Here is a 25,604-nt window from a genome sequence, read left to right on the forward strand (position 1 = left end):
TATGAAATACATTGTAGATCACATACCAAAGAATACAAATAAAAGACCTTGTATTTCAATGATTCCACAATACATCACTATACATAGCACAGGCAATCCAAACTCTACAGCTAAGAATGAACGTGATAATCTTGCAAGAGTAGGAAACACTCGACAAGCTAGTTTCCATATCGTTGTAGACGATTTAGAAGCTATTGAATGTATTCCTTTAAATGAAGTAGCTTGGCATGCAGGAGATGGCAGAGGAAAAGGGAATATGGCTTCTATTAGTATAGAGATTTGTGAAAGTGGCAATAGAGAAAAGACTTTAGCAAATGCAGTAGAATTAGTAACAAAACTTTTACACGAAAGAAATTGGTATATTTCAAACTTGAAAAGACACTATGATTGGAGTAAGAAGAATTGTCCAAGAATTTTAAATTATAACAATTGGGAAGGGTGGAAAAGATTTATGGAAGATGTACATAAAAAACTAGAAGAAATGAATAAACCACAACCACATTGGGCAGAAAAACATTTTAAAAATTTAAATAATAAAGGTATGATTATAAGAGAAAAAAGATTTGAGGATGGAATTACAAGAGCCGAGGTATTTGCTTTATTAGATCAGATTGTGAAGTAGCAAAAGGGGTATCATATTTGACATACCTTTTTTAGGGTACACAGTAAATGTGTATCCTTTTTTCTACTAAGGAGAGTCTCAAATTTTTCTATATAAGATTATTGTATTTTTCTACTAAGGAGAGACACAAAAGTATAATAATGTTATATAGAAGAGTTTTTCCTTTTAAACCTCAATGACGAAACTGAATAGAATTCATCTAGTGAATCATCAAAACTCAATAATGTTGTTGAAAACTTCTAGAACTGTATAATTGCAGTTCTTTTTTTATGTTCAAAATTAGAGGGGGATTTTATATGGTAAAATTAAAAATTATTGGAAAACAAAATGTAAGTGGAATGGAGTTTATAGGTATTGAAGGTGGGTTTGGAGAAGGTAAAAAAGCTATGTTAGCTAAAGATATTTCAAAGTTGCATGGTAAAACTTTAGATATGGTAAACAGAGCTATAAATCGTAATAGAAATAGATTTAAAGATAATATTGATATTATCGATTTAAAAACAAGTTCATTTGAAGAACCTGTTTCTATAATGAAGAAAAAAGGAATTTATACTCAAAATTCTATAAATGCAAGTAAAAATATATACTTATTATCATTAACAGGATATATAAAATTGTTAAATGTATTTGAAGATGGTACAATAGGTAAAAAAGTTTTAAAAGAATATTTTAATTATAATTCAAATTGCTATGCAGTTTTAGAAAGTAGAAAAGAAATATTATTTAGAAATTCAGTTGAAAAAACATTAAAAGGTATTTGTGATATAATTCCACAATACTATGTAGATGGATATAGAATTGATATATACATACCACAATACAAATTAGCAATTGAATATGATGAAAAACAACATAAATACCAACGAAAAGAAGATATAATAAGGCAAAAGTATATAGAAAACAAACTAGGTTGTAAATTTATTAGGATTGATGAAAATGCTAACTTAGAAGATGGCTTAAATAAAGTGTTAAAATACATAATTGAAGAGAAGATTTGTGCATAGTTCATAGCTAAATGAGTAGCGACTGAGTGACTTTCAGTCACAATGTCAACATTCTCAACCAAGAGAAAAGTCCCTTGGTTAACTCATGGGAAAATTCCCTTAAGTGTTGAACGAAGTTTTACTCAACGTAAAACCGTTGAAATTTAAACAGTTGTACACGGTGTACACAAGTTGTACCACGATGGTACAACAATCTTGCTAACGATGAAAATAGTGTAACTACCGATACCATCGTCAGCAAGAAAACAAGTCTTATCATTTTCAGTGATAAGAGATTTGAACGGTCATAACGTTTGAAACGTTAAGAAAACGGTCACTCAAATTTACCGTTGAAAAAGTATTTTGCACCACTTTAAAGGGGGCATATTTTACATTTTAGGCGAGAGAAATATTTCTCTGGCTATATGGGGTGTTCGGTACACAGAATCTTGTTAATTATCGATACTAGATGAATATTTACTTGCTATGTTCAATTTTTTGTTATAATATAGACTTATAATAAACCAACGAATACTTTAAAAATAGAGCAATGAATAATAGAATTTTTATTGATTTAGTTTTAAGGAAAATGGCATATTTACAAGGTTTAATGATAAAGGAAAACCTACAAATAGTGAATTTATCGCTATGGTTGCAGATAAATTAAGAATAGAAAGAACTGCTGTATAAATAATAGTATGTAAGAATTGATATATATTATTAAATAATTATAAAAAGCCTATAAACACCTTCTATTTATTGGACTATATCCAATATTTATAGAGGTGTTTGTTTTTATGAAAAAAGACTATGGAAAAAAATCACTTTTAAACTTTATAATTACCAAAACGTATAGAAAATATTTCCCATATAAAAATATGTTATAGGCATATTCATAATATTAAGTTATTGTGAAATCGTATAATTATGTGTACTTGAATAAGTAAAGATTATTTATATAATGGAATAGGTGGTGGATTTTAAGATATGTTTTTAACACTTATATTAGCTGTGATGTTAGTCGATTTGCTAATTCCTTTTTTTATTGCAATACCCTATAAGAAATATAGCCATACCCAAACAGTGATGAGTGTCTTAGGTTGCAAAGCAAGCCCCTTAGGAAGGTTTTATAATGTTTGGATGGTAGTTTCTGGTTGTACACTCACTTTATTTGGATACTTTATTTTTGATTATTACCATGAAAATCAATATGGGTTAGCTGTTACGCTTTTGGTGTCCTTTATTTTATATGGTATTGGTGATGAAGTCATATCTGGCTTTTTTCCTCTAAATGAGAAAAAAGAAGATGTTACACTTTCATCCAAAATCCATGGAATTGGTTCTGTAGTTGGATTTATAGCACTTCAGTTTGCACCTATGATTTTGGGTATCCTTCAATTCAAAAACAATCAAGTAACATTTGGCATTTACAGTATTATATTTTTCATACTAAGTTTGATTGCATTTATTTTTTTCATTATAGGAGAACATTCTAAATTTAAAAATACGATATTTGCTTTGGCAGGTCTGTGGCAAAGAGCGATGTGTGCACTGATATATGCTCCCTTTATTATTTGGATTATAGCAAGATTATGAGTGTAATCTTTATATTGTAAGTATAGACATAAGAGGATGAACAAGATAAAATATCTTTATAGAAGAAAAATGCTTATATTTACAACAATATCACTAGTATATTTAAATAATAATAAGTTTTATAGGAGGACACTATGTTTTTTAGAAAAAGAGAAAAGAAAATATCTACATCAGCTAATGATTCTAATAAAAATCAAAACATTGCTGAAATTATAGAAAAGAAAAATGTAAAACAAGATAAAATATCTAATTTATCTGATGAGATGATTGCAAATGCCTTGAAAAATTTATTATCAAAAAAATAATCATAAATTTTTAAAAGCAACAATTTATGATAAAATCTTCAAGGGATTACATAATATTATTATAGGAAATAATATAAGAAGGAGTTTTAATGATGAATGTAAGTGAAACAATTTTAAGTAGTTTTTTATCAAAGTTAGAAAAAGAAAAAACAAAAAGGGATTATCGAAGAGATATCTATACTTTTTTAAATTTTATAGAGAAAGACTTTTTAGATGCAAATTTAGAAGATTGTAAAAATTACATAGAGGAACTCAATCATTTAATAGAAATTAAAAAAATGGCATTATCTACAGCTGAAAAATTTTATAGTGAAATTTATAGCTTTTTTAATTACTTAGAGGAAAATAACTATATAGAATACAATCACTTTAAAAATATACATAAACCTACAGCAACTAGAAATATATCCTCTGATAGAATTATAAAATGGGAGGAATTAGATCAGTTGATTTCTGTTTTAAAAACTTATTCTCTAAGAGATTTTTCTATTTGTATGCTTATCTTTACATCTGGTCTTACATTACAGGAAGCAGTACATCTTAAATGGAATCAATTTTTTGAGGATAACAAAGGTCATATTGGCATTATATTTACGACTAAAAAAGGAGAGCGCTATGTTAAAGTTCATCCGGATATATGGAAACTTTTAAATAATTATCAATCACAGCAAGAAGGAATTGTTTCTAAAGATGATTATGTATTTTTAAATAATAGAGGAAAAAGAATCACTGGAAGATGGGTAAGAATGATTTTACAAAAAGCATGTGAAGAAGCAAATTTAAGTCATTCCTATACACCTAGAGATCTACGACATGCATTAGCTGCTTATGCATTAAAAAAAGGTGCTGCTCCACATCAAGTCAAAGAACAATTAGGATGGAGTCATGAAAATTTAGCAGATCGTTATTTATATACCATCCAACAATTAGAAGACAATGCAATTGATTATTTAAATTTTAGTTTGAAAGAAAAATAAATATTTTCGGGATATATTGGAGTAAACATAAAATTATCTTACTATGTAATTAAAAATATTTAAAACATGGTAAGGAGGATCTTTAAGTGATTAAAATATTGTTTTTATGTGGAGCACTATTGATTATATGTGTGCTTTCTAGTAAGTTATTATATCGATTTGGAATCCCTACACTACTAATATTTTTGAGCTTAGGTATGTTACTAGGTTCTGATGGTATAGGTAGAATATATTTTGATAATTTTATTTTTACTCAACAGATATCTACTATTGGTCTTGTGTTTATTATGTTTTATGGAGGATTTGGATTTAATTGGAATACTGGAAAACCTGTGGCTCTTCAATCTATTCTTTTAGCAACTATAGGTGTTGCCATAACCGCATTTTTAGTTGGAATATTTTCATGCTTAATTTTCAATATTACACTACTTGAAGGAATGTTGCTAGGAGCTGTAATATCTTCTACAGATGCAGCATCCGTATTTTCTATTTTACGATCTAAAAAGTTAAATCTAAAAGGCGGGTTAGCTTCTATGCTTGAAATGGAAAGTGGAAGTAATGATCCAATGTCATATATGTTAACTATAATTGTATTGGCTATGATTACAAATAATGGTCAAATCTCAATCATTCGATTATTATCAAAGCAAATCATTTTTGGGCTAACTATTGGCTTCGGAGTTGCTTTCATTGCTATATATATTCTTAAGCGAATCCATCTTGAAATAGATGGGTTATACCCCATTTTTACAATAGGAATCGTATTACTTGGCTTCTCGCTAAGTGAATGGATTGATGGCAACGGACTCCTTGCTGTATATATTATTGGAATCATTATGGGGAATAGCAAATTTATTCATAAAAGAAGCTTAGTTCATTTTTTTGATGGTTTATCTTGGCTTATGCAGATTATTCTATTCTTTACATTAGGATTATTGGTTTTCCCATCTCAGATCCCATCTGTTTTCATTCAAGGACTGATGATTGCTATATTTTTAGTAGTAGTAGCTAGACCTATAGCAGTGATGAGTATATTAATCTGGTTTAAAACTCCAATAAAGCAACAGATATTAGTATCCTGGGTTGGACTTAGAGGCGCAGCTTCTATTGTTTTTGCTACATATGCCCTTGCTAATCATCTCCCTATTGCAAATCAAATATTTAATATAGTTTTTTTCATTTCATTGTTTTCTGTTCTTATTCAAGGAACTATGATTCCTACAATAGCAAAAAAACTAAATTTAGTAGAAGAATCCGTCTCTGTTTACAAAACCTTTAACGATTATCAAGATGAGGTGTACACAAAACTTATTGAATTCCCTATTACAGAAAATAATCCTTGGGCAGGAAAATCTATTATGGATGCTAATATTCCTGAAGATATCTTGGTTGTAATCATAAAGCGAAAATATGAAATTATTACACCAAAAGGTTCAACTATTATCCATACAGGAGATACTTTAATTCTTAGTGGTAACAACTTTGATAATATTATAACTTAAATATTTTTGAATAAATAGTTTGATGATATTATAAAAAATAAGATAAATACTACTTATAAATATTATCTATTTTAATTTTTTGTTTTACTACATATATCCCAAAAAGTAAGCTAGTTCATTTTAACTAGCTTACTTTTTTTGACCTCCATATTTCGATTCTAAGGGATTTTTTTTAACAAAAGGTATTAATACATCATATGATAAATTACTACAACTATTTTTGCTATATACTTTAAATGGAGTATATGAATGTAACAAAAGTATAATTGTGTTACATTCATGTTTTGTATATACATATTGGTAAATCAACGTTTTTAAAAAAGTGAAAAATAGTAATGTAACATAATTTATTGCATAGTTACATTAAATGTAATATAATTATTCTTGTAGAATATAGGTAGAAAAAGGGGGATCACCATGAATATCGTTCAACCTATAAGAGATAAAAATAAAATAGAAGATATGAAGCATGAGCTTTTAAAGTCAGGCTATAAAAATTATCTACTATTTGTTACAGGAATCAATACTGGACTTCGGGTTGGTGACTTATTACATTTAAAAGTATCAGATGTTAAAAATAGAACCCATATTATGATTGAGGAACAAAAGACGGGAAAAGAAAAAAGGTTTTTAATTAACAACCAACTAAGAAAAGATTTTGAGAGGTACATACAAAACATGAAAGAAGAGGAGTATCTTTTTCAAAGTAGAAAAGGAAAAAATAACCCGATCACCAGAGTGCAAGCTTATAGAATTTTAAACGAAGCAGGAAGTAGGGTGGGCCTTAGTGAAATAGGTACGCATACTCTTCGTAAAACCTTTGGCTATTGGCATTATCAGATCTATAAAGACGTTGCCATATTACAAGATATTTTTAATCACTCATCACCAAGTGTTACACTAAGATACATAGGAATCAATCAAGATATCAAAGATAAGACTATAGAGGATTTTTATTTATAATCGTAGACTATAATTAATTTATGTTAATCTAACTGGTTTTTAATTATAATATGCGAACGTTTTATTGTTTTTAAAATTATAATCCCCGATATTTTTAACATAATTACCAACTTTTTCTTTTAGATGATGTATATTGTACGTTTTTTGAAATTTTACTTTCTAATAATAAACCTTAATGATGTAAATGAAACCTTTTCATAACATACAAAAAAGTATTTCCTATGAATTTCATAAGAAATACTTTTTATTTGTTTATTCATTTATTTTATTAGAGACTGGAAAAGATAAACTTCTTCTTCTATATACACTTAAAATAAGACCTACAGAGATTGCATGAAATAAAGAAGATGATCCTCCATAACTCATAAAAGGAAGGGGTATTCCCGCAAGACCTATGCAATTTACATTCATTAAAATATTCCATACACATTCTACCGTAAATATACTGATCAATCCGCTAATTAGCAATTTTCCATATGGATCATGAATTCTTTTTATCATAAAAATCATTCTAATTAAATAAGTAGATACAAGAGATACTATAAAAATCATTCCAATCCAACCAAAAGCATAAAGAATATAATTGAGTATAAATTCATTTATAGGATCATAAGGAAACGTTCCCTTTGGAACTGAAAAACCTCTTCCAAATAATTTTGCCATATGCATATTTTTATGAATTTGCATATTTAAAAATCCTACTCCTAATGGATCAGATGCAAAGTTTAAGAAAGCTAACAGTCTTTGCATTCTATACGGCTTAGTCCATATTAGAATCATTCCTATGATAACTATACCCATTATCGTAAATAAAGCATATTTCCTTTTAAGTCCTGATTGTAAAGCAATCATCATAAAACCTACAAAATAGATCATACAAGATGCTAAAGAAGGAGTAATCATTAGAATATATAGAGGAATACCCAAAAAGATTATACTAATAAATAAATTTCTTTTATCATTCCAGTCCCAATTACTAAAGATTCCAGCCAAAGCAATCAAAAATAAAAAAGGAGTGATTTCCATAAATTTAAATGAAAATCCAAAAACTTCAAGGACAGATCCCCCCAAAATAGTATCACCCTTTAAGATAATAAAAAAAGATAAAAGGGTAGTAGCTGCAAAAATATGTATTGAATACTTTTTTATCTTCCTATAGTCAAAGTAATATAAAGATACAATAGAAACTGTACCTAAAATAGAGTATTGTATGCTTTTATGAAAAATACTTAAATCATTGTACATATACTTTTGTATCAAATACATTAAAATAACGCCCATATTGATACAACATATGGTTAAAAGAAGAGTAACCCAATCAGGTGTTCCTTTATGTGCTACATTTAATCTTTTTCCTACTTCTTCAGGGGTTCCCATATGATCAATGGAAATTTTTATAGCTTCCTCTTCAGATAAACCTTCTTCTATATATTCATCTGACATTTCATAAATATGAGAACTAAGCTCTTCTTTAATTTCTTTATGACACTCTTTATATTTTATATAGGAGCACACATCTGAGAGGTATTTATTGATTTGAGAATTTTCTATTGTTGACATAAATTTCCCTCCCATAAAATTTTTTCTACAGCAGAACGAAATACCGTCCATTCCTTTTGCTTTTCCTTAAGTGATAATTTCCCATCCTTTGTAAGTTTATAATATTTTCTTTTTCTCTTGCCGTTTCCATCAGACCAATAACTTTCCACCAAACCTTTTTGCTCTAAAGTATGCAAAATAGGGTAGAGGGTACCTTCTTTAAATGAAAAAATTCCATCAGATTTTTGTTCAATGGCTTTAATCATTTCATAGCCATACATAGGACTCTGATCCAAAAGCTTTAAAATCAAAGTAGCTGTACTACCTTTAATCAATTCTTTATTAATATTCATAAAAACCTCCTTGTAGTAAAATATCAATACCTAGAATACAAATGCATAGATTTCCTATGCATTATAATAACATAGTGTTTCTGAATTTACAAGTATAGGTAATAAAAACTTAGTATATAGTAGCAGATATATACTAAGTTCTGATACAAAATATAAATGAAATATATTATCATTTAATGAAATTATTAAAACAGATGTAGTATAAGCATTTAAATGATTAACTTAAAGCATCATATATAAATTCTACAGAAATTGTTATATCTAAGTGTTATATAAAATTTGGTTTTATATAGTTTTTATGTACAATTAGTGATCATTGAAGTAAGTTTTATGTATATATTATAGAATGAATATATAATAAGGATTTAAAAGAAGAAGAGGCATAAAAGGACATAATATTTAAAAATCTAACTATTCTTTAAATGTATATTTAGGGAATAGTTGATATGAATAAAAAAAGAAACAGCTACTTCTTCTATTTTTATCTATATGATTAGCTATTTCTTTTAAATTATAGATTATAAGAATATATAATGAATGATTGTAATAATTAATATCCTTATTCATTTATAAATATTATTATATCAAGAATGTATTTAAATCAAAGGTACAAATATTCCTATGTACAATTAATACTTATATTCTAGGTATGTATCTGTGATACATTCATTTTCCTTAAATATATGTAAATCAAATTCCTTGCTCTTTTGATTTTTTTATTTCTTTAAGCCATTCTTTGATTTTTTCTTTATTGTTCTTTCCATTTTTATCATATTCTTTATGATAGTCTTGATTCATTTGTATTTTTTTCTGATCATAGATTTTTTTATTTGTGTTATCTGTCAAATTCATCACCTTCTACAAATTTATACATAATGATCTTTAGCTACATAAAAATCATAAGACAAGTTATTGCAAATTCATTAGAAATTTATTAGAAGTATAAATTTGCCGATATGACAAACTTATACTTCTTTGGACTTTAAACGTAACACTTATACAATTCAATTGATATTTTGTTTCATTTCCTTTTGAATTTTCTTCAAAGCTTTTTTAGATCCTCGTTCAATGTCTCTATCTAATTTTCTTTCTTTATAACTTATAAACAAACTATCTAAATCATAATCATTTGGATATAGCTCTGTAGCCTTTAAATACAATTCTATCCTCTTTACATTTACTTCTATAAATTCACCATTATATAAAACTTGTAAATTATTAAATTTATTCATAGGCTTATATACTATTCCAAAATCATCTTTGTCTAATAATTTTACTTTATCTCCTACCTGGTACATAGGTACTTCTGTTGCTATTTTCTCTTCAGATTCTTTTTTAGATGATTGTATTTTACTTCTTTTCACTAAATCAAAATTATAGTTTTTATCACCAATATATTCTTTCGCTCTTTTTAATACCTTATCTTTTATCCCCATCTTTTTAGAAATGAATAGCGCATTACTGTTTTCTGATATTCCTATGGTTAACTTATATAATGGCTGCAATGTCTCTTTATTAAACATCATCCCTGCATTTTCAAACTCAGGATGATGTGTTGCATATTTTTTGAGTTCTCCATAATGAGTAGATGCTATAGTAATACATCCTTTTTGATAAAATTCTTCAAGAATAGCTATAGCAAGTCCAGCGCCTTCGTTTGGTTCTGTACCACTACCAATTTCATCCAATAAAACCAGTGTAGCATGATTAGATTCATTTATAATTTGTGCAATATTTTTTATATGTGAAGAAAAAGTGCTAAGAGCATTTTCTATGCTTTGATTGTCACCTATATCCACAAATATATTTTCAAATACATTTATTATTGTATCTTCACTTGCACATATATCTAATCCACATTGAACCATCAAACTTAAAAGCCCTACGGTTTTTAGGGCAACAGTTTTTCCTCCTGCATTTGGGCCTGTAATTAGCAGACTTCTATAATTCTTCCCTATTTCTAAATTAAGTGGTACAGCATGGCCTTTTAAAAGAGGATGTTTTCCATCAACTATTTTTATATATCCTCTATCATTTATTTTAGGTGTAATACCATTTATACTTTGGCTATATTTAGCCTTTGCAAACACCATATCATACTCTGCTATGATTTCTATATTTAATTTGATATCTACTATTCTTTCAAATATAAGCTCTGTTAAATAAGCTAATATCTTATATTCTTCTAGGGTTTCTTCACTTTTTAAACGAATAAGTTCCAAGCTAAACTTTGATACATCCTTTGGTTCTATAAACACTGTATTTCCTTTTGATGATGTCCCCAATAAAACCCCATCTACTTCATTTTTATAGGACGCTTTTATTGGAATCACATATCGATCCTCTCTTTTACTTACTATACATTCTTGGATATACTTTTTATTCCTACTAGCTGTTAAGAACTTATTTAGTCGCTCTTTTATTTTACTTTCCGTTACTTCTATATTTCTTCTTATCTTTTTTAGTTCTTTACTAGCTTGAGCATCTACCTTATTTCCTTTTATGCAGTACTCTATTTCATTTTCAATATTTTCACACGCTGTTATATTTAATGCATATGCACTTAAGGTAGGGGCATAAACTTCTTTCTGAAGCATAAAAGACTTTATCTTTCTACTACCTCTCAAAAAGTCTTGTATTTTTATAAGTTCATATGGATCTAGAATCATTCCCTTTTCAATTTTATCTATCATTGTACTTACATTAAATAATCCTTCTAAAGGTATATGATTACTATTTTCTATTAGACTTCTAGCTTCTTTGTTTTCATTTAGTCTTCGTTTCACGATGTTTATATTTCCACTGGGATTTAGCTTATCTATGAGATCTTTTCCAAGGGAACTTACACACTGTACTTTTACCAATTCCTTTACTTCATTTAGCTGAAGTTTTTCAAACGTGTACTTATTCATTGGATTGTCCTCCTAAATTTACGCTTACATCCCCTATCTCATCTTCTTTTTTCATTTTTGATACTATCTTTCTTATACTAGACTCTGATAAGTTGTAGTCATTTACTAGATAGTCTATAGAATATCCATTTTTATATAAGTCAAATATTTCTTTATTTCTATAATACATAGTTTCCTTAGTTCCATTCTTTTGTCCCCAGCCTACTTTACTTTTTCCAGTAATAGGGATATATATAAACTCACCTTGAATATATTGTTGAATTTCTTTTAATAAATTTGTAGGTAATATACCTTTTGCATTTTTATATTTCAATTTTATATCTCCTTTTATTTATAAGTCTTTTTTATGAGACTTGATAAATAAGGAGTTATTGCCTGTAATTAAACTCCTTATTTATCAAGAAGTTCAATCCCCAGCTCTTTATAATTGTTTTTGTTCATACATCAACTCTCCTTTTTATTTTTATGTCATATTTATTATTTCATAGATTGTAGACTTTCTCAATACAGAAAACTATTATATTTAAGTTTTCCAATTATAATAAAGCTACAATGCTTTATACTCATTGTAAGATTTGATCAATCTACTTTAGTTTTATCTCTTCATTTTAATATATATATATCGTAAAAAAACTATTAAAAATATAACACTAGTATAAACAGGAATGATCATGTCTATGTCTAGGTTCAATAAATTCATTATGGCTTTTACAGCAAAGCATGTCAAAAATCCAAGAAAAAAAGCAATCAAAGAATTTTTATCTACTTTAAATATTTTACTGATTTTTATCATCTCCAGTCTAATCAGTTTAATAGTTATCAAATTCTAGCTGTATATCTGTAATACCTTCACCTTCTTTAAATAACTGTAAATCAAACTCCTTTGGTATTATTTCTCGAATACATTCTAATTGCCTAGCATACCTTTGAAACCAAAATATCATTCCATTATTTCACTTTTTGTTCATTAAGGGAATCCACATATTCTTTGGCTTCAATTAATCCTAATCCAGTAACCATTCTATACTTTCTATACTTTTTTATTGCTTCTATCCTTTTACCTTCTAAAAGAAGACTCCTTAGTTCATCTGTAATTGTATCAGGTACTCCCACTTGTTTAGCGATTTTATTTAAATTCATATTGATACGTGAAATATCCTTTCTCATCTGACTCATACTACTTATTACACCTATTAATAATCCTGTTCCTATCACTTCTAAAATAATCAAGTAATTCATAACACCGCTCCTTTCAAATTCACATAAATACATATTGATAATATGCTTTTTTCACAGTATCACTTTGTTATGTATTAAGTAATTATTATTTTATAACATTTTACTATTATACAACATTTTCCATCCTCAAATCAAAAGATCTGCATATCTCCATTCAAAACTATAGTTCTAATCTATAAGTAAAGTAAATAATATTTATATAAAATGAGGTAATCATGTCAATTATTGTTTGGTTATGCTGTACTAAAAAACGAGGAGGTTTATTAATAATGGAAAATAATTATTATGCACAAAAACTAAATTCACAAAAATTGTTTAAAGTGTACGAGACTAAAATCCCTAGAGTAAAACAATATTTGGATGCAGAAATCTCTTTTATTAGAGACAATCTAACAGGCAATGAAAGGGTTTTGGAATTAGGTGCAGGTTATGGGCGTATTGTAAAAGAATTGGCAGGTAATTGTAAATCCATTGTTGGTATTGATATTTCAGATGAAAGTGTTTCATTAGGCAAAGAATACTTAAAAGATATTCCCAATGCAGAAATGATAGCCATGGACGTACATGATCTTACATTCCCAGAAAAATTCGATGTAGTCCTTTGTTTACAAAATGGTTTGTCTGCAATGAAAGTTACATCTTCGGATTTAATTAAAAATATTTTAGAAATGGTCGTAAGTGGTGGAAAAGTCTATTTTAGTACTTATAGTGAAAATTTTTGGGAGTATAGGCTCATGTGGTTTAAAGAGCAGGCTGACAAAGGATTACTAGGTGAGCTTGATCTAGATCAAACAAAAGATGGGATTATCATTTGCAAAGATGGTTTTAAAGCAATTACTCATACTTCAAAAGATTTGGAAGCCATTGGATGTTTATCTGGGTATGAATACCAAATTCAAGAGATAGATGAGTCAAGTGTGTTTCTCATTATTCATAAAAAATAGACTAAAAAATGAACATAAATTATAAATTAATTTGAGGAGGATCAAATATGACAGAGAAAATAAAAAAATCTAAAAAATCTAAAACCATGACTAGATTTATTTTCTTAAACCTTTTAGGAATCTTTATGTTTTTCATTCCAATAACTATTGGTAAAACCACTTCCATACCCATTGACCATATTGTAACCTTTATTCGCCAAATTCCTTACTTTGGGATAGTTTATACTGGAATCATAATTATTGTAGGAGCAATATTACCATTTAATAAAAAAACCTGGAATAAAGATATCGTTACTATGATTTTTTCAATTTTTAAAGTGTTGGGGATCTTTGTATATTTTACAGCAATATTTAAACTAGGACCAAAGACAATACAAACTCCAGGAATGCTGCCATTTGTTTTTAATAAGGTAGTTATTCCAGTGACAATGCTAGTTCCTGTGGGAGCAGTGTTTTTAGCATTTTTAATGAATTATGGTTTTATGGAATTTGTTGGAGTTTTTATGCGACCTATTATGCGTCCTGTATGGAAAACTCCAGGCCGCTCAGCCGTCGATGCAGTAGCATCTTTTGTAGGAAGTTATTCTGTAGGACTACTTATTACCAATAGAGTACACAAAGAAGGATATTATTCTATCAAAGAAGCATGTATTATAGCAACTGGCTTTTCTACAGTTTCTGCAACCTTCATGGTTGTTGTAGCTAAAACATTAGGATTAATGGGCAAATGGAATGCATATTTTTGGGGTACTCTTATGATAACTTTTATTGTAACAGCAATAACTACCAGAATTTATCCTTTGTCAAAAAAATCGGATAAGGGTTATAATAATCAGAAAATTATACCCGAACCCATAGCTGAAAAAGGAAAGTTGTTTTCTACTGCTTTAAAAGAAGGCCTTAAAGCTTGTGAAATGGCTCCTGGAATAATAGAAGGAATTATAAAAAATTTTAAAGATGGGATAGGTCTTGCTCTTTCTATAGGCCCAACACTTATGTCCATTGGATTTTTTGGCCTTGTACTGGCTGAATTTACCCCTGTATTTGATATGATAGGATATATCTTCCTTCCATTTACCATGCTTTTAGGTTTTGGAGCTGAAGCTACCTTGGTTGCTAAAGGTTGTGCAATAAGCCTTGCTGAAATGTTTCTTCCTGCTAGCATAGTTGCTTCTGCTTCGTTATCTGTTCAAGGAGTTATCGCTATAGTTTGTGTTTCTGAAATCCTGTTTTTCTCCGCTTCTATCCCCTGTATTTTATCAACAGAGATTAAAATTAATATGAAAGATCTTATGATTATATGGATAGAAAGAATTATTTTATCATTACTTTTGGCAACACCCTTTGTTCACTTATTTATTATCTAGTTAGCATATGTTTTTCTTAATATAATAATTCAATACGTTTGAGATCCCAGTTACCTAAAGTAATTACCATCATTTTACAAATAAGAAATACTCTCATAATAGTAACATTTTATGATGCTTTAAATAAACTATTATAGGAGGTGGTTCTTTATGCCTTGGCAGACAAAACTTCCGTTTTTGATAAACCAGCCAGTAGGTGTTTCTCTCATTAATGGTCAAGGTGTTTCAGGTATACTTTGCAGCGTTTCTAACGGAGAAATATACTTACTTGAGTATTTATATCATTCTCAATTCGCAACAAAGCATTATCCCTTTAACTCTATCCAGGATATCCATCCATTTCCACCTTGTTATAGTCCAGCATGGACTTACTAATTTCATCGTAATACTAAATACACTAAAACGGAGTGTTTTGAAACACTCCTTCTTCATGTTCTACAAAAATATAGATTCAACTATTTAAATCATAGCAAAAAACTACTGATAAACTTAAGTATTATAATTTTGATAATAATTTCATAAGTATTGGTCTATGAATATTTACTGCCCTTACAGGACATAATTCCTGACAACAAAAACATCTTATACAATCATCCAAACTTATAACGGGTTTATTATTGACCATTTGAATAACTTGTGGTGGACAATTCTTTGCGCAATCACCACATCCAACACATACTTCATGTGTAAATACTGGTTTGGGTTGTAATAACTCGTTCAATATATCTCTTAAGAATTTGGGTAATTTACCCTCTAATAAATCCAAGCTTCTTATTTCTGGAACAACAAAGTCATTGATTATAAATTGATCTAGTTCATCTCCTTTAAGCTCTATATCATCAAAATTTCCTTTACATAATTTTCTTTCTATACATCTTTGAATAGTGGGTACTCTTGCAGGAGACAATCCGATAATAGAAGTTGCTACCACATCCAAATGATATGGACTTGTTGAAGCAATCACCACTCCTATTTTTCTAGGATCTCCTCCACTTGGTCCCTCCCCTTCCATTCCTACAATTCCATCCATAAAAGACAGTATAGGCTTTGCTACTAAACATATATCTACTAAAGCATTTGAAAAATCTTTATTATTAGGCATTCGTACATGATATTCAGCTTTTTCAAGACCTGCTACCATTCCAAACATATTTTTAACTGCACCTGTAAACATCATCATTCCATGAGTTTTTAATTTTGATACAGATATTACTTTATCTACTTCTTTTAGAACTTCTATTGTAGTGATATTTTTCAAAATAAATCCATCTTCATTTTTTATATTTACTGTATTTGTATTGTAATTTAACTGAACGCTCACTTCATTAGATATTTCTTCTATTCCACAAGCTCTATACACACCCTTTAGCACTCTAGTATTAAAAGGTCCTCCTGGACTGTCTCCAATAATAACTTCTGCTCCATAATCTATCAGTACTTTCGCTAATGCTTTCGCAAATATAGGGTGCGTTGTTGTAGCATCCTCAGGTTTCTTTTTCATTAAAAGATTGAGCTTTAATAAAACTCTATCTCCTTTATCTATATATTTTTCTATTCCTCCAAGATGATGAAAGCTTTCTATAATTGACTTTTTTACAAGCTCATACTCATACTCTCTACATTCTACTAAAGATACCGTTTCTTTTTTCATTCTTCTCTCCTGCTATAATATGTTATTTTAAGAAAAATTAACGTCTTTTCTTCTATTATAATGGAAAAAATCTCTAATCACTAGATAAAAACTACTCTATATGCAACAATACTTCCTCTCTGTATATCTATACTAACTCATTATTAATATGAGGAAAGTAGTTGCTACATGTACTAGAGGAATTACTGCAATCCATATGTTTTTATCTTGTTTACTAACGTACAAAATAAAACATACAATTCAAGCTTAAAAATGCTTTGCATTACTCTGTAAAGCCTTTTTAAAAGCTGATATAAGAGTTTATTTTATTAGAAGGAGTTTTCCAATAATAATATATACCATCTAAAAAATGTGTTAAAACATTAAACTCTATAAAAATCACATCATCTTTAACATCAGTTTCTATATTACTTGTGTTATTCATATTAAAATCTACAGTATTATCGATGATCTTTTTTTCTGGCAAGAATATTTGTACTTTATTTTCATCTTTTAATAAGGTAATCATTTTATTGCTTTTATCAAATAGAAAATTACATTCTACATATTCTGATACCCTTTTAAATGGGACCATAACAACAGGATCATTAGATGAGCTTGCTTTTAAAATGGTTGCTTCATAATTTAAGAATGTTACAATTCAATTTTATAATTTATCTTTTGCATAAACAATAGAAACAAAATCTGGACTCACAAAGGGTTCTCCACCTTCAGCATACATTAGACCTTCTATTGGAATCATTGGATTAGAGTAAGTGGTGCTTTTAGAAATGTCTATATGACTGGCACAGTTAATTAATTTGTTAATTATGTCTTTATTATATGGTTCAATAAAATGAGAAGCAATAATTTTATCAAAATCTAATTGATTTAACTTTTTTAGACTTTTAATATAAGTGCTAATTGATGTACTTTCTTCAAGAAACATCAGTACATGTGATGATATTGAATCTCCACTAAATAATACTTTATTTCTTCTATCTAAAAGTGCAATAGATCCATTGGTATGACCAGGTAAATGAATTACTTCAAGTTCTCTCCCACCCAAATCAAACACATATCCTTCTTCTACAGGAATTAAAACTGCATTATCGTTTCTGTTTACATACTCTTCTTTCAAAAAAAACTCAGGAAATATCAAATTTTGTTGTTTGAAATACTCTATAATATAATTTTTTACGTCTGCTATCAGATATTTCTTTTTCACCTGAATATCTTCTTTATGAATATAGACTTCATTAAATTGATAATTACCACTTACATGATCAATATGTCCATGACTATTTACAACTAGAATTGGTAAATTCGTAATAGAATTAACTAATTGTTTTAAATTTCCTATACCATAACCTGTATCAAGTAATAGTGCCTTTTCGTTACCTACAATTAATGTGCTATAAACCGTAGCAGAATCATTAATAGGATCATTAATATGATATATTCCATCCATAACTTTTTTTATATCAAAATATTGTTTCATCATAATAAACACTCCTTAATATGTTATTACGTATACTGGGATTATACTAAATATACCCAAATAGATAAACATCGACCCTGCGTCCTTTCAATGTAAATGAGTTTGCACTCTATGACAGCTACCGTCTTACTTCCCTATTATATATGGCATTCTTGCTATTACAGTGATAGCCAATCCTATTGATAATATTTTACCAATGGGTGATAGATCATTATAATACTTGTTGTTGGGAACACGCTGTTAGGTAAAGGACTTATTCATTTTCACTAAGAGTAAAGTTTTTTCTTCATAATACTCATTGCACCACCTATGTTTTTTAACAATCTTTTCTGGTACACTTTCTCTATCATTAATATCTTCAAAGCCGAAACTTTTATAAAAATGCTCTAAGTGTTCAAACGGTATGCAATAAACATATTTGTACTCATTTGAAATACTTACCAATTCGGAAACTATTTTTGTCGCTATACCTTTACCTCTGTAGTCTTCTAAGACATATATTCCTCCTAATTCAGAACTTTCGAAATCAATTTCTTGTAATCTTCCCAGCCCAGCAATCCCAATATTTGACTCAGCAACAACAATTTTTTCATTTGAGAATTCAGATTCCTTGAAACCAATTTTTCTATATGTTTCATTTATCCATTCTATATCGGATTCTTTTGCAATTCTAAGTTTAATATTCATTATGAAACCTCCTAGTTTATATCTTTCATCTAAAGATTGATTACCGCCACCGAAAGTTCGTTTTTTATACTTTCAAGGGTAGTATTGGTGAACCACGGTTCGATAATATGTACTTTTATACAAGATGATTTTATATCATAGCAATATGAAATATTTTGCAATTCGGGGTAATAACCGCAAAGCGCACATTTACCATGTTAAGACATATATTACCAAAACACCGATATATGCAAAATTTTTTCTGTATATATCGGTGTTTAAATTTCTATATATGAAATAACATTTTTTTGACACCTTTTTGATTACCAAGATCTTTCTCTTATTGCTGTTTCTATATCAATACCTATTTTATAATATTGAAGCATATTGTAGACTGTATCTGCAATAGTTTCTCTTGCACAAGTTTCTATTTCACTATTATTTTCGTCAAACTCTTCTTCTAATGCATTGATCCCTAAAGTCATATCATCTAGTTTTTCTTGAATTTCTTCTAATGATTTATTTCCTTTTTCTATAAATTGTTCTACTTCTTGAATTAGCACTTTAATTTTATCTACTAAAAATGTTGGATAATAAGGGTCTTTATACATATCTAAATGTTGGATAATAAGGGTCTTTATACATATCTACTAGATATTCATAATTTTTGTTCACGTTCTCTCTCCTTTTACAATTTCTAAACTAATAATATAAGGCAAATGATCTATGTTTAGCTGATAATAGGCTTCTTTTCTCACAGAAGTTGATGCATTTAAAACTGCTACTGAATAAGGATAGTCTCTAAAAAGTGGAATATCGTTATGGCTATTACCTACCACTAACAGTTCTTCCTTTTTAAATAATTTCCACTGTCTAATCATATCTACCCCTTTAGTTTTGCTAGCATCTATACTCTGTCTATAAGCTTTGATTCCATCAAATACCCAATAGGTTTTAGTTTCTTCTGTCCATAAAGTAGCCCACTTTTTGGGCAGTATTACTCTAAGAGTTTCACCAGAAGGTTTTCGATCAAAAAAAAGTTTGTTACATTTTAAGATTTTTTCTGGTATTTTCTCTAAAGTTTTATCTGGAATCATCTGGAATTCATCTTTTTCTAGTTGAAAGTCTACTACGTGTGTACCATTCGAAAAGATACCCCCTTGAAAAAGATGCCAAATACTTTTGCATTTTTTTCTAACCTTTTCTATAGGTAAAGCTGTAACAAAATAGAGCTTTACTTTACCATGAAGGTATTTTAATACTTTCTCTGTACTAGAGGATATCTTTCCATTAGAGTCTGTCAGTGTCCCATCTACATCAAAAAAAATAGCTTTGTATTTTCTTTTTTGTGGTATACGAACAGGTAATGTGTTTCCAAAAAATCTTATCATACGAATATCTTTAATATTTGAATACGCCAAATAACAATCACATAGTTTTCTATGACATTCAAAAGGCTTCAAATTTTTTTCTAAACTATAAAAATCACCAATAGGGCGTTTGTTCATATGACATGGTAAAATATCTCCATTTGCCTCTATAAAATAACTCTGACTACCTGATCGGCATGTCTCAAAAGAAGTACGCGTATTCATCTCAAAAGGAAAAAAAGGATCAATCTCTTTGAACTCAGATAGATCTTCTAAGCTATAGTGAATTTTGTGCTTTGCTTGACCATTGAGCCAAAGATAAATATCAGGGGATAGATATTTTTTTAGCTCCCTAATTTCTTGTGCCCTTTTCGATAGTGCAACCATACCCACACAGATATCTATTTGTAAAGATAATTGATTCGCCTTTTTAGCAAACTCTTCAGCACGAACCATTGTAGGATGATAACTTCCCCACAATTTTATTTTTTCTTTTTTTACTCCTGATCTTTCAATAGCATCTAAAAATTCATTCACATCAAAGCTTAAATTTGTTTGAATACTAATATAGCGTACTTTTTCAAGCTTAGCCAATTGAATCATAGCTTTCGTATAATATGGATGAGTCATGGCTTCTCCATAGGGAGTAAAAAATATAGAGATTCTTTCTTTGAATAATATATTTTCTATAGTTTTGCAAAAACGCATAAGTGCTTTTTGATCTCTTTCAATCTCCACTGATGAAGCTTTTTTCTTGGCAAAAGGACAATAATAACAAGTATAATTGCAAGAGGATAATACGCCTCTATAATATAGATGTTTTGCATTTTCTATCATGATAGTATGTCTCCATTTTCTCCATAACTTCACTAGACATAAACATAGGCCCTATATAATCGGATAATCCCATTCCGTCTTGAGTAAGATGAATACAATCTTTGTCTTGTATGATCCATCCCTTTTTACAAAATTCTAAAATCATAGGATAATCTTTAATAAGGTGAGTACCAAATAACTCTTCATATTCACTTTTATGAATTCCCCTATAGTGCAAAAGATTTTTAATTACATAGCGTCTTTGCCTTTCCTCTTTAGATAACTCATATATAGATAAATTTTCAAAAAAGTCCTCTTTTTTTATATAGTTATCCAAAGATTTTATACAAGCTTTTGATTCTGCTGTATAGGGCTCACAATAATGCAAATGATCTAAATAAGTTCTACCCCCACAGCCTAGGGCAATCATATTTTCAAAACCACAACTCTTTTCATGATCTGGCTTTTGTTTTACAAATCTTCTCATAGAAATTTGGTGATAGCCATTGGCCTTTAAATATAATGTAATCTCTTGATAGAGCTCATATTGAAGTCTTCTATCTATATGGAATTTTCCATAGATTCTAGTGTTAGTTTGTTGATATAAGGGATAGACAAATATTTCTTCTGGTTTATATTGTAGAGCTTTTTCAGCTGAATAAAGTAAAGTTTTAATGGTTTGTCCTGGTATGCCGTAAATCAAATCTATATTTAAAATAGGAAATTTTTCATTTTTAATAAAATTCAATGCCTTTTCTGCCATCACAGCACTATGATGACGCTCAAGGATATCTAGTTCCTTTTGTACAAAAGACTGAACACCAATGCTAATGCGATTCATTTCCATTTGTTTTAAATAACTTAATTTTTCAGTTGTTGTCTGGTTAGGAGAAGTTTCAATACCAATAAAATCTTCTTTTAATTTGATTCCATAGCTCTTAACCCCTAATTCAAAAAGCTTATCTAGCTGTTTGATACTTAAAATCAATGGAGTCCCACCACCAAAAACCAAAGAATCAAAATGGATTTCTGATAAATCTAAAGTTTGCTTTAATTGTTGGCTATGTCTTAGGATAGCTTCTATATATTGCTCTATTCTATCCTCATTTTTTGAAGGTATTGAAAATAGATTGCAATACCCACATTTGCTGTCACAAAATGGAATATGATAATATAGTCCTATGTTTTGATTTTTAAGGTTAAAATTGTATTCTGATAGATTCAATTTCTTTATATACTCATAAGCAGTTTTATGAGGATAACTGTACATATATTGCTTATAAATATTATTCATTATCTTCCTCTAAGAAAAAATGTTTATAAGGAACTGTGTATACAATCTCATGAGATAGACAATGAAAGTGGTATCCATCTTCTCCATAGCAACTACCGTGATCCGAGCAAGCTATAACAAATGTTTTCCCTCTCTTTTTAAACATATTAAACAATCTACCCAAATGAGAATCTACATAACGCAGAGCTGCTCCATGAGTTTCTATATTATCTTCCTTTGCCCCCTCTAAATAAAAACTGTTTGGATAATGTATGCTGTCAATGTTTACATACATAAAAATCCTCTGATCAGCATCATATTTCATTAATTTCTTCTCTATAAAGTCTAGTTGGTTTTCAAAACTTTTGGGCATATGACAGCTAAAAGAAGGATGCCAATAACTTTTTTGAAACAAATTTGGCAATACAGAGTTCATTGGAGTTCTTTTGTTGAAAAAACCTACTCCACCAATACAGATGGTTTCATATCCTATATTGGCTAACCCTTCTACAAAACTAGCCCCTTCAAATAAGAAAGCATTTGGATTCGTTTTAAGACTAGCTGAAAAATCTTTGGGCATAAAGAGTTTTTCTCTTTCAAATAGAGGAATTGGCTCTGCACGAGTAGGTAATGCTCCTGCAAACATAGCTACATGAGATGGAAACGTATAATTACCTGGGGCATGACATTTAATCCACTTGCCATATTGATTGAGAACAGGTGTATTTCCCTTTTCCTGCTGGTCATAAGCCACATCATACCTTAATGTATCAAGACAAACAAATAAGATATCATGACTTCCAACAATTTCATTCATGTTTACTGTATATTGGGCTCTTTTGGGATCACCAATTACTTTTTTAGGTACTTCATTACTTATTTTGGTCACTTTAATCATCCTTTATTTCATATGTTTTTTAAATATTGCACTTGATTTTTATAGATGTTATTGTCATTATAAATGTCTTTGTACAGCAAATCTCCTTGACCATTCATTTCAATAATCATAGGCTTTTTATTTTTTATACTAAGGATCAGATCAATACCCACACTATGAAGTCCTGGTATTTTAGAGATTGCCTCCTTACAAATAGATTCCATATCTGATAAATTTTCATCACTTAAGTTTAATGCCTTTAATTCTAATGCATGATTATTAAGATGTAAATTGGTAATCGCTAAATCTTTAGCCCCTCTGGCTAAAAGATAATCAAGCTTTCCAAACTGATAAACAGCCCTTAAATCATAGACTATATCTCCTACTTTAGGTTTTGGAATCCATCTTTCTACAATAGCATCTTGTGACAGGATAAAATCAATCAGTTCCTTGATGATAGTTTTATCTTTAATTTTTCGAATTTTTTTTGTATTATTATAATGTTCTTCTACTTTTGTAAGACAAGTCTGAAGGATTTCCTCCCCCCATTTAGGCCGTAGCCGATAAGCCATCACTCCCGCTGCTCCTGAACCAAATCTAGGTTTAATAAATACATTGTATATTTTATGATCTAGCATATATTGTTTCAATTCTTCTAAGCTTATAAATTCTTTAGGTATTCTAGGAGTAGTAGGAATATTTGACCTCTCCAAAATCTCTTTACATGTTTTTTTATCTAACGTATTCCAAATAGCTTGTGGTGTATTCATAAACTTTAAAGAATCGATAGATGCTAATAAATCTAATTGACTTTTATAGTTTTGAACTAAACTATTCAATTCGTTTACATTACTTGTTTTATAATGTGGAGGATCAATCTTTACCACATCTTCTAAACTATAAGCTTTTATAAAAGGGGCCAAGCTAGAATGAATATCCCAAAATTCTAGATTGGCTTCCATAGTATTACAAGCTTTTAAAAAGTAAGTATATCTTTTGGTATCTTTTAGCCCAATAAGATGTATTTTCATAATATCCCCTACTCCGTTAGCATCGGATACATTTCCATATAAGTTTCACCCTTATATTCATAGTAATCACATTCATTTTGTTCGCTTAAATCCATATTGATTGGTAATTTTTTTAATTTTGTTATGTAGTCATCACTAATATAATGATAATGTAAATCTAGGAGTTCTAAATGACTTAATTCATCTGCATGATCTAATAGTATTTGTGCTCCTTTATCAGATAAAGTTCCATTTGAAAAATCTAAGACTTTTAAATTTTTAATAATAGAACTATTTAAAACAGCTTCTACCACTTGATCTTGTATTTCACTATTTCCAAGTCCTAAATATTCTAGTTTTTGTAAATATGGATTTTTTACAATTTCTTGAATATCTTTGATGTCTCCATCAAATCCATAATTTTCTACACCTAAATACAAGTTTAATTTTTTAATGTTAGGTAAATGACATGTAGCTATTTCCTTTAATACATTTTGAGGCAATCCACCACAAATAATTTCTAAATCTTCTAAATTTTCATGTGAAAGCTCACCTAATTGTAATTCACTACTTCCCTTTATAGTCAATTTTTTTAGATTTGGAAGGGCTTTTAGTAAACTATTATAATTTCCCTGGATAATCCATGATACTTCACATTCTTCATAACTCATATCACCTACAAACAAAGATTCTATATGTTGAAATTTTTCTTTGTTTTCTACTATACCATCTATGACTTGTTGTGCTGACTCGTCATAAACCTCTCCCCAGCATCCAATGATTAATTCTTTAATATCTTCTAAATCTTCATCCTCTAAAATTTCTTCTATTAAAGTACTAGCATCTTTATCACCATCTTCATAGTCCTCATAATCATAGAAATATTTTTTTGAACTTGTCATAAATTTTCCTCCAATATTTTCAAAATTAATTTTCTTTATTATATATTTATTTGATATACACTTCAATACTTTTACAGAATCAAAATATTTTTGATAAAATAGACCCATGTACATTATATTTTAAAATATTTCAGCTAAAATAATTGGATATGCAAAAAATACAATCAAGATGTGGATATTTATTCATCAGTAAGTTTATTGCATGATATTGATTATGAAAAATCCTCAGAGAAACTGTCCCTTGTATTTGAAAAGAA

27 protein-coding genes are annotated in these 25,604 nt (G+C 28.9%); 10 read left to right on the forward strand and 17 right to left on the reverse strand.

Going from position 1 to position 25,604, the window contains the following annotated elements; genetic code table 11:
* Position 1: 1 nt before the first annotated feature.
* From BN2409_RS13705 to BN2409_RS13730, 7 genes are all read left to right on the forward strand, one after another.
* Entirely contained in the window at positions 2-622 is a 621-nt protein-coding gene (locus BN2409_RS13705) for a peptidoglycan recognition protein family protein (RefSeq protein WP_053957175.1), read from the forward strand.
* Between the two features lie 296 nt (positions 623-918).
* Positions 919-1,626: an endonuclease domain-containing protein gene (locus BN2409_RS17320; RefSeq protein WP_053957176.1), complete on the forward strand. Its 708-nt coding sequence runs from the start codon at positions 919-921 to the stop codon at positions 1,624-1,626.
* A 966-nt stretch (positions 1,627-2,592) separates the two neighbouring features.
* Positions 2,593-3,201: a DUF998 domain-containing protein gene (locus BN2409_RS13715; RefSeq protein ID WP_053957177.1), complete on the forward strand. Its 609-nt coding sequence runs from the start codon at positions 2,593-2,595 to the stop codon at positions 3,199-3,201.
* Between the two features lie 134 nt (positions 3,202-3,335).
* The gene (locus BN2409_RS17325) at positions 3,336-3,506 is read left to right on the forward strand and encodes a hypothetical protein (RefSeq protein ID WP_199873037.1); all 171 of its coding nucleotides are present in this window, start codon (positions 3,336-3,338) and stop codon (positions 3,504-3,506) included.
* A gap of 92 nt (positions 3,507-3,598) precedes the next feature.
* The gene (locus tag BN2409_RS13720; RefSeq protein ID WP_053957178.1) at positions 3,599-4,483 is read left to right on the forward strand and encodes a tyrosine-type recombinase/integrase; all 885 of its coding nucleotides are present in this window, start codon (positions 3,599-3,601) and stop codon (positions 4,481-4,483) included.
* A gap of 86 nt (positions 4,484-4,569) precedes the next feature.
* Positions 4,570-5,985 carry a potassium/proton antiporter gene (locus tag BN2409_RS13725; RefSeq protein WP_053957179.1) on the forward strand — a complete coding sequence of 472 codons (1,416 nt, stop codon included), beginning with the start codon at positions 4,570-4,572 and terminating at the stop codon, positions 5,983-5,985.
* A gap of 417 nt (positions 5,986-6,402) precedes the next feature.
* Positions 6,403-6,948, forward strand: coding sequence for a site-specific integrase (locus BN2409_RS13730; RefSeq protein WP_053957180.1), 546 nt, complete (start codon positions 6,403-6,405; stop codon positions 6,946-6,948).
* A gap of 252 nt (positions 6,949-7,200) precedes the next feature.
* Here the strand turns inward: BN2409_RS13730 and BN2409_RS13735 are convergent, their stop codons facing one another.
* From BN2409_RS13735 to BN2409_RS13755, 7 genes are all read right to left on the reverse strand, one after another.
* Positions 7,201-8,508 carry an FtsW/RodA/SpoVE family cell cycle protein gene (locus BN2409_RS13735; protein WP_053957181.1) on the reverse strand — a complete coding sequence of 436 codons (1,308 nt, stop codon included), beginning with the start codon at positions 8,506-8,508 and terminating at the stop codon, positions 7,201-7,203.
* The gene (locus BN2409_RS13740) at positions 8,496-8,840 is read right to left on the reverse strand and encodes a PadR family transcriptional regulator (RefSeq protein ID WP_053957182.1); all 345 of its coding nucleotides are present in this window, start codon (positions 8,838-8,840) and stop codon (positions 8,496-8,498) included. The genes BN2409_RS13735 and BN2409_RS13740 overlap by 13 nt, the downstream gene beginning before the upstream one ends.
* Positions 8,841-9,530: 690 nt before the next feature.
* Positions 9,531-9,686 carry a hypothetical protein gene (locus BN2409_RS17330; RefSeq protein ID WP_199873038.1) on the reverse strand — a complete coding sequence of 52 codons (156 nt, stop codon included), beginning with the start codon at positions 9,684-9,686 and terminating at the stop codon, positions 9,531-9,533.
* A gap of 158 nt (positions 9,687-9,844) precedes the next feature.
* Positions 9,845-11,752, reverse strand: a complete 1,908-nt coding sequence (locus BN2409_RS13745; RefSeq protein ID WP_053957183.1) for an endonuclease MutS2 — start codon at positions 11,750-11,752, stop codon at positions 9,845-9,847.
* Positions 11,745-12,065: a CD3324 family protein gene (locus BN2409_RS13750; RefSeq protein ID WP_053957184.1), complete on the reverse strand. Its 321-nt coding sequence runs from the start codon at positions 12,063-12,065 to the stop codon at positions 11,745-11,747. Before BN2409_RS13750 ends, BN2409_RS13745 begins: the two co-directional genes overlap by 8 nt.
* A 496-nt stretch (positions 12,066-12,561) precedes the next feature.
* The gene (locus BN2409_RS17675) at positions 12,562-12,696 is read right to left on the reverse strand and encodes a hypothetical protein (protein WP_278320227.1); all 135 of its coding nucleotides are present in this window, start codon (positions 12,694-12,696) and stop codon (positions 12,562-12,564) included.
* A 4-nt stretch (positions 12,697-12,700) separates the two neighbouring features.
* A complete protein-coding gene (locus tag BN2409_RS13755) occupies positions 12,701-12,991 on the reverse strand; it encodes a hypothetical protein (protein ID WP_053957185.1) in 291 nt (96 codons plus the stop codon).
* Positions 12,992-13,260: 269 nt separating this feature from the next.
* Between BN2409_RS13755 and BN2409_RS13760 the strand changes: the two genes are divergently transcribed.
* The 3 genes from BN2409_RS13760 to BN2409_RS13770 all read left to right on the forward strand — a co-directional run bounded on the left by BN2409_RS13760 (position 13,261) and on the right by BN2409_RS13770 (position 15,677).
* The gene (locus BN2409_RS13760; protein WP_053957186.1) at positions 13,261-13,935 is read left to right on the forward strand and encodes a class I SAM-dependent methyltransferase; all 675 of its coding nucleotides are present in this window, start codon (positions 13,261-13,263) and stop codon (positions 13,933-13,935) included.
* Between the two features lie 47 nt (positions 13,936-13,982).
* Positions 13,983-15,302 carry a YjiH family protein gene (locus BN2409_RS13765; protein ID WP_053957187.1) on the forward strand — a complete coding sequence of 440 codons (1,320 nt, stop codon included), beginning with the start codon at positions 13,983-13,985 and terminating at the stop codon, positions 15,300-15,302.
* A 150-nt stretch (positions 15,303-15,452) separates the two neighbouring features.
* Complete coding sequence (locus BN2409_RS13770; protein WP_053957188.1) at positions 15,453-15,677, forward strand: hypothetical protein; 225 nt, start codon at positions 15,453-15,455, stop codon at positions 15,675-15,677.
* Positions 15,678-15,798: 121 nt separating this feature from the next.
* On the opposite strand, the gene BN2409_RS13775 is transcribed toward BN2409_RS13770, so the two are convergent.
* The 10 genes from BN2409_RS13775 to BN2409_RS13820 form a co-directional block, all read right to left on the reverse strand.
* Positions 15,799-16,953 carry a DUF362 domain-containing protein gene (locus tag BN2409_RS13775; RefSeq protein ID WP_053957189.1) on the reverse strand — a complete coding sequence of 385 codons (1,155 nt, stop codon included), beginning with the start codon at positions 16,951-16,953 and terminating at the stop codon, positions 15,799-15,801.
* A gap of 280 nt (positions 16,954-17,233) precedes the next feature.
* Positions 17,234-17,527, reverse strand: coding sequence for a stalk domain-containing protein (locus BN2409_RS13780; RefSeq protein ID WP_053957190.1), 294 nt, complete (start codon positions 17,525-17,527; stop codon positions 17,234-17,236).
* A 72-nt stretch (positions 17,528-17,599) separates the two neighbouring features.
* Positions 17,600-18,436 (reverse strand): MBL fold metallo-hydrolase, encoded by an 837-nt coding sequence (locus BN2409_RS13785; RefSeq protein ID WP_053957191.1) that lies wholly within the window; start codon positions 18,434-18,436, stop codon positions 17,600-17,602.
* Between the two features lie 237 nt (positions 18,437-18,673).
* Entirely contained in the window at positions 18,674-19,120 is a 447-nt protein-coding gene (locus BN2409_RS13790; RefSeq protein ID WP_053957192.1) for a GNAT family N-acetyltransferase, read from the reverse strand.
* A 302-nt stretch (positions 19,121-19,422) separates the two neighbouring features.
* Positions 19,423-19,710, reverse strand: coding sequence for a DUF5713 family protein (locus tag BN2409_RS13795; RefSeq protein WP_053957193.1), 288 nt, complete (start codon positions 19,708-19,710; stop codon positions 19,423-19,425).
* A gap of 60 nt (positions 19,711-19,770) precedes the next feature.
* Positions 19,771-21,306: an STM4011 family radical SAM protein gene (locus BN2409_RS13800; protein ID WP_053957194.1), complete on the reverse strand. Its 1,536-nt coding sequence runs from the start codon at positions 21,304-21,306 to the stop codon at positions 19,771-19,773.
* Complete coding sequence (locus tag BN2409_RS13805; RefSeq protein WP_053957195.1) at positions 21,275-22,579, reverse strand: STM4012 family radical SAM protein; 1,305 nt, start codon at positions 22,577-22,579, stop codon at positions 21,275-21,277. Before BN2409_RS13805 ends, BN2409_RS13800 begins: the two co-directional genes overlap by 32 nt.
* Positions 22,572-23,447: an STM4013/SEN3800 family hydrolase gene (locus tag BN2409_RS13810; RefSeq protein WP_242847968.1), complete on the reverse strand. Its 876-nt coding sequence runs from the start codon at positions 23,445-23,447 to the stop codon at positions 22,572-22,574. The genes BN2409_RS13805 and BN2409_RS13810 overlap by 8 nt, the downstream gene beginning before the upstream one ends.
* Before the next feature lie 17 nt (positions 23,448-23,464).
* Positions 23,465-24,466, reverse strand: a complete 1,002-nt coding sequence (locus BN2409_RS13815; RefSeq protein ID WP_053957196.1) for an STM4014 family protein — start codon at positions 24,464-24,466, stop codon at positions 23,465-23,467.
* Between the two features lie 8 nt (positions 24,467-24,474).
* Complete coding sequence (locus BN2409_RS13820; protein WP_053957197.1) at positions 24,475-25,347, reverse strand: STM4015 family protein; 873 nt, start codon at positions 25,345-25,347, stop codon at positions 24,475-24,477.
* Positions 25,348-25,604: the final 257 nt, after the last annotated feature.

The organism is Inediibacterium massiliense, from assembly GCF_001282725.1.
Taxonomy (GTDB): Bacteria; Bacillota; Clostridia; order Peptostreptococcales; family Thermotaleaceae; genus Anaerophilus; species Anaerophilus massiliensis.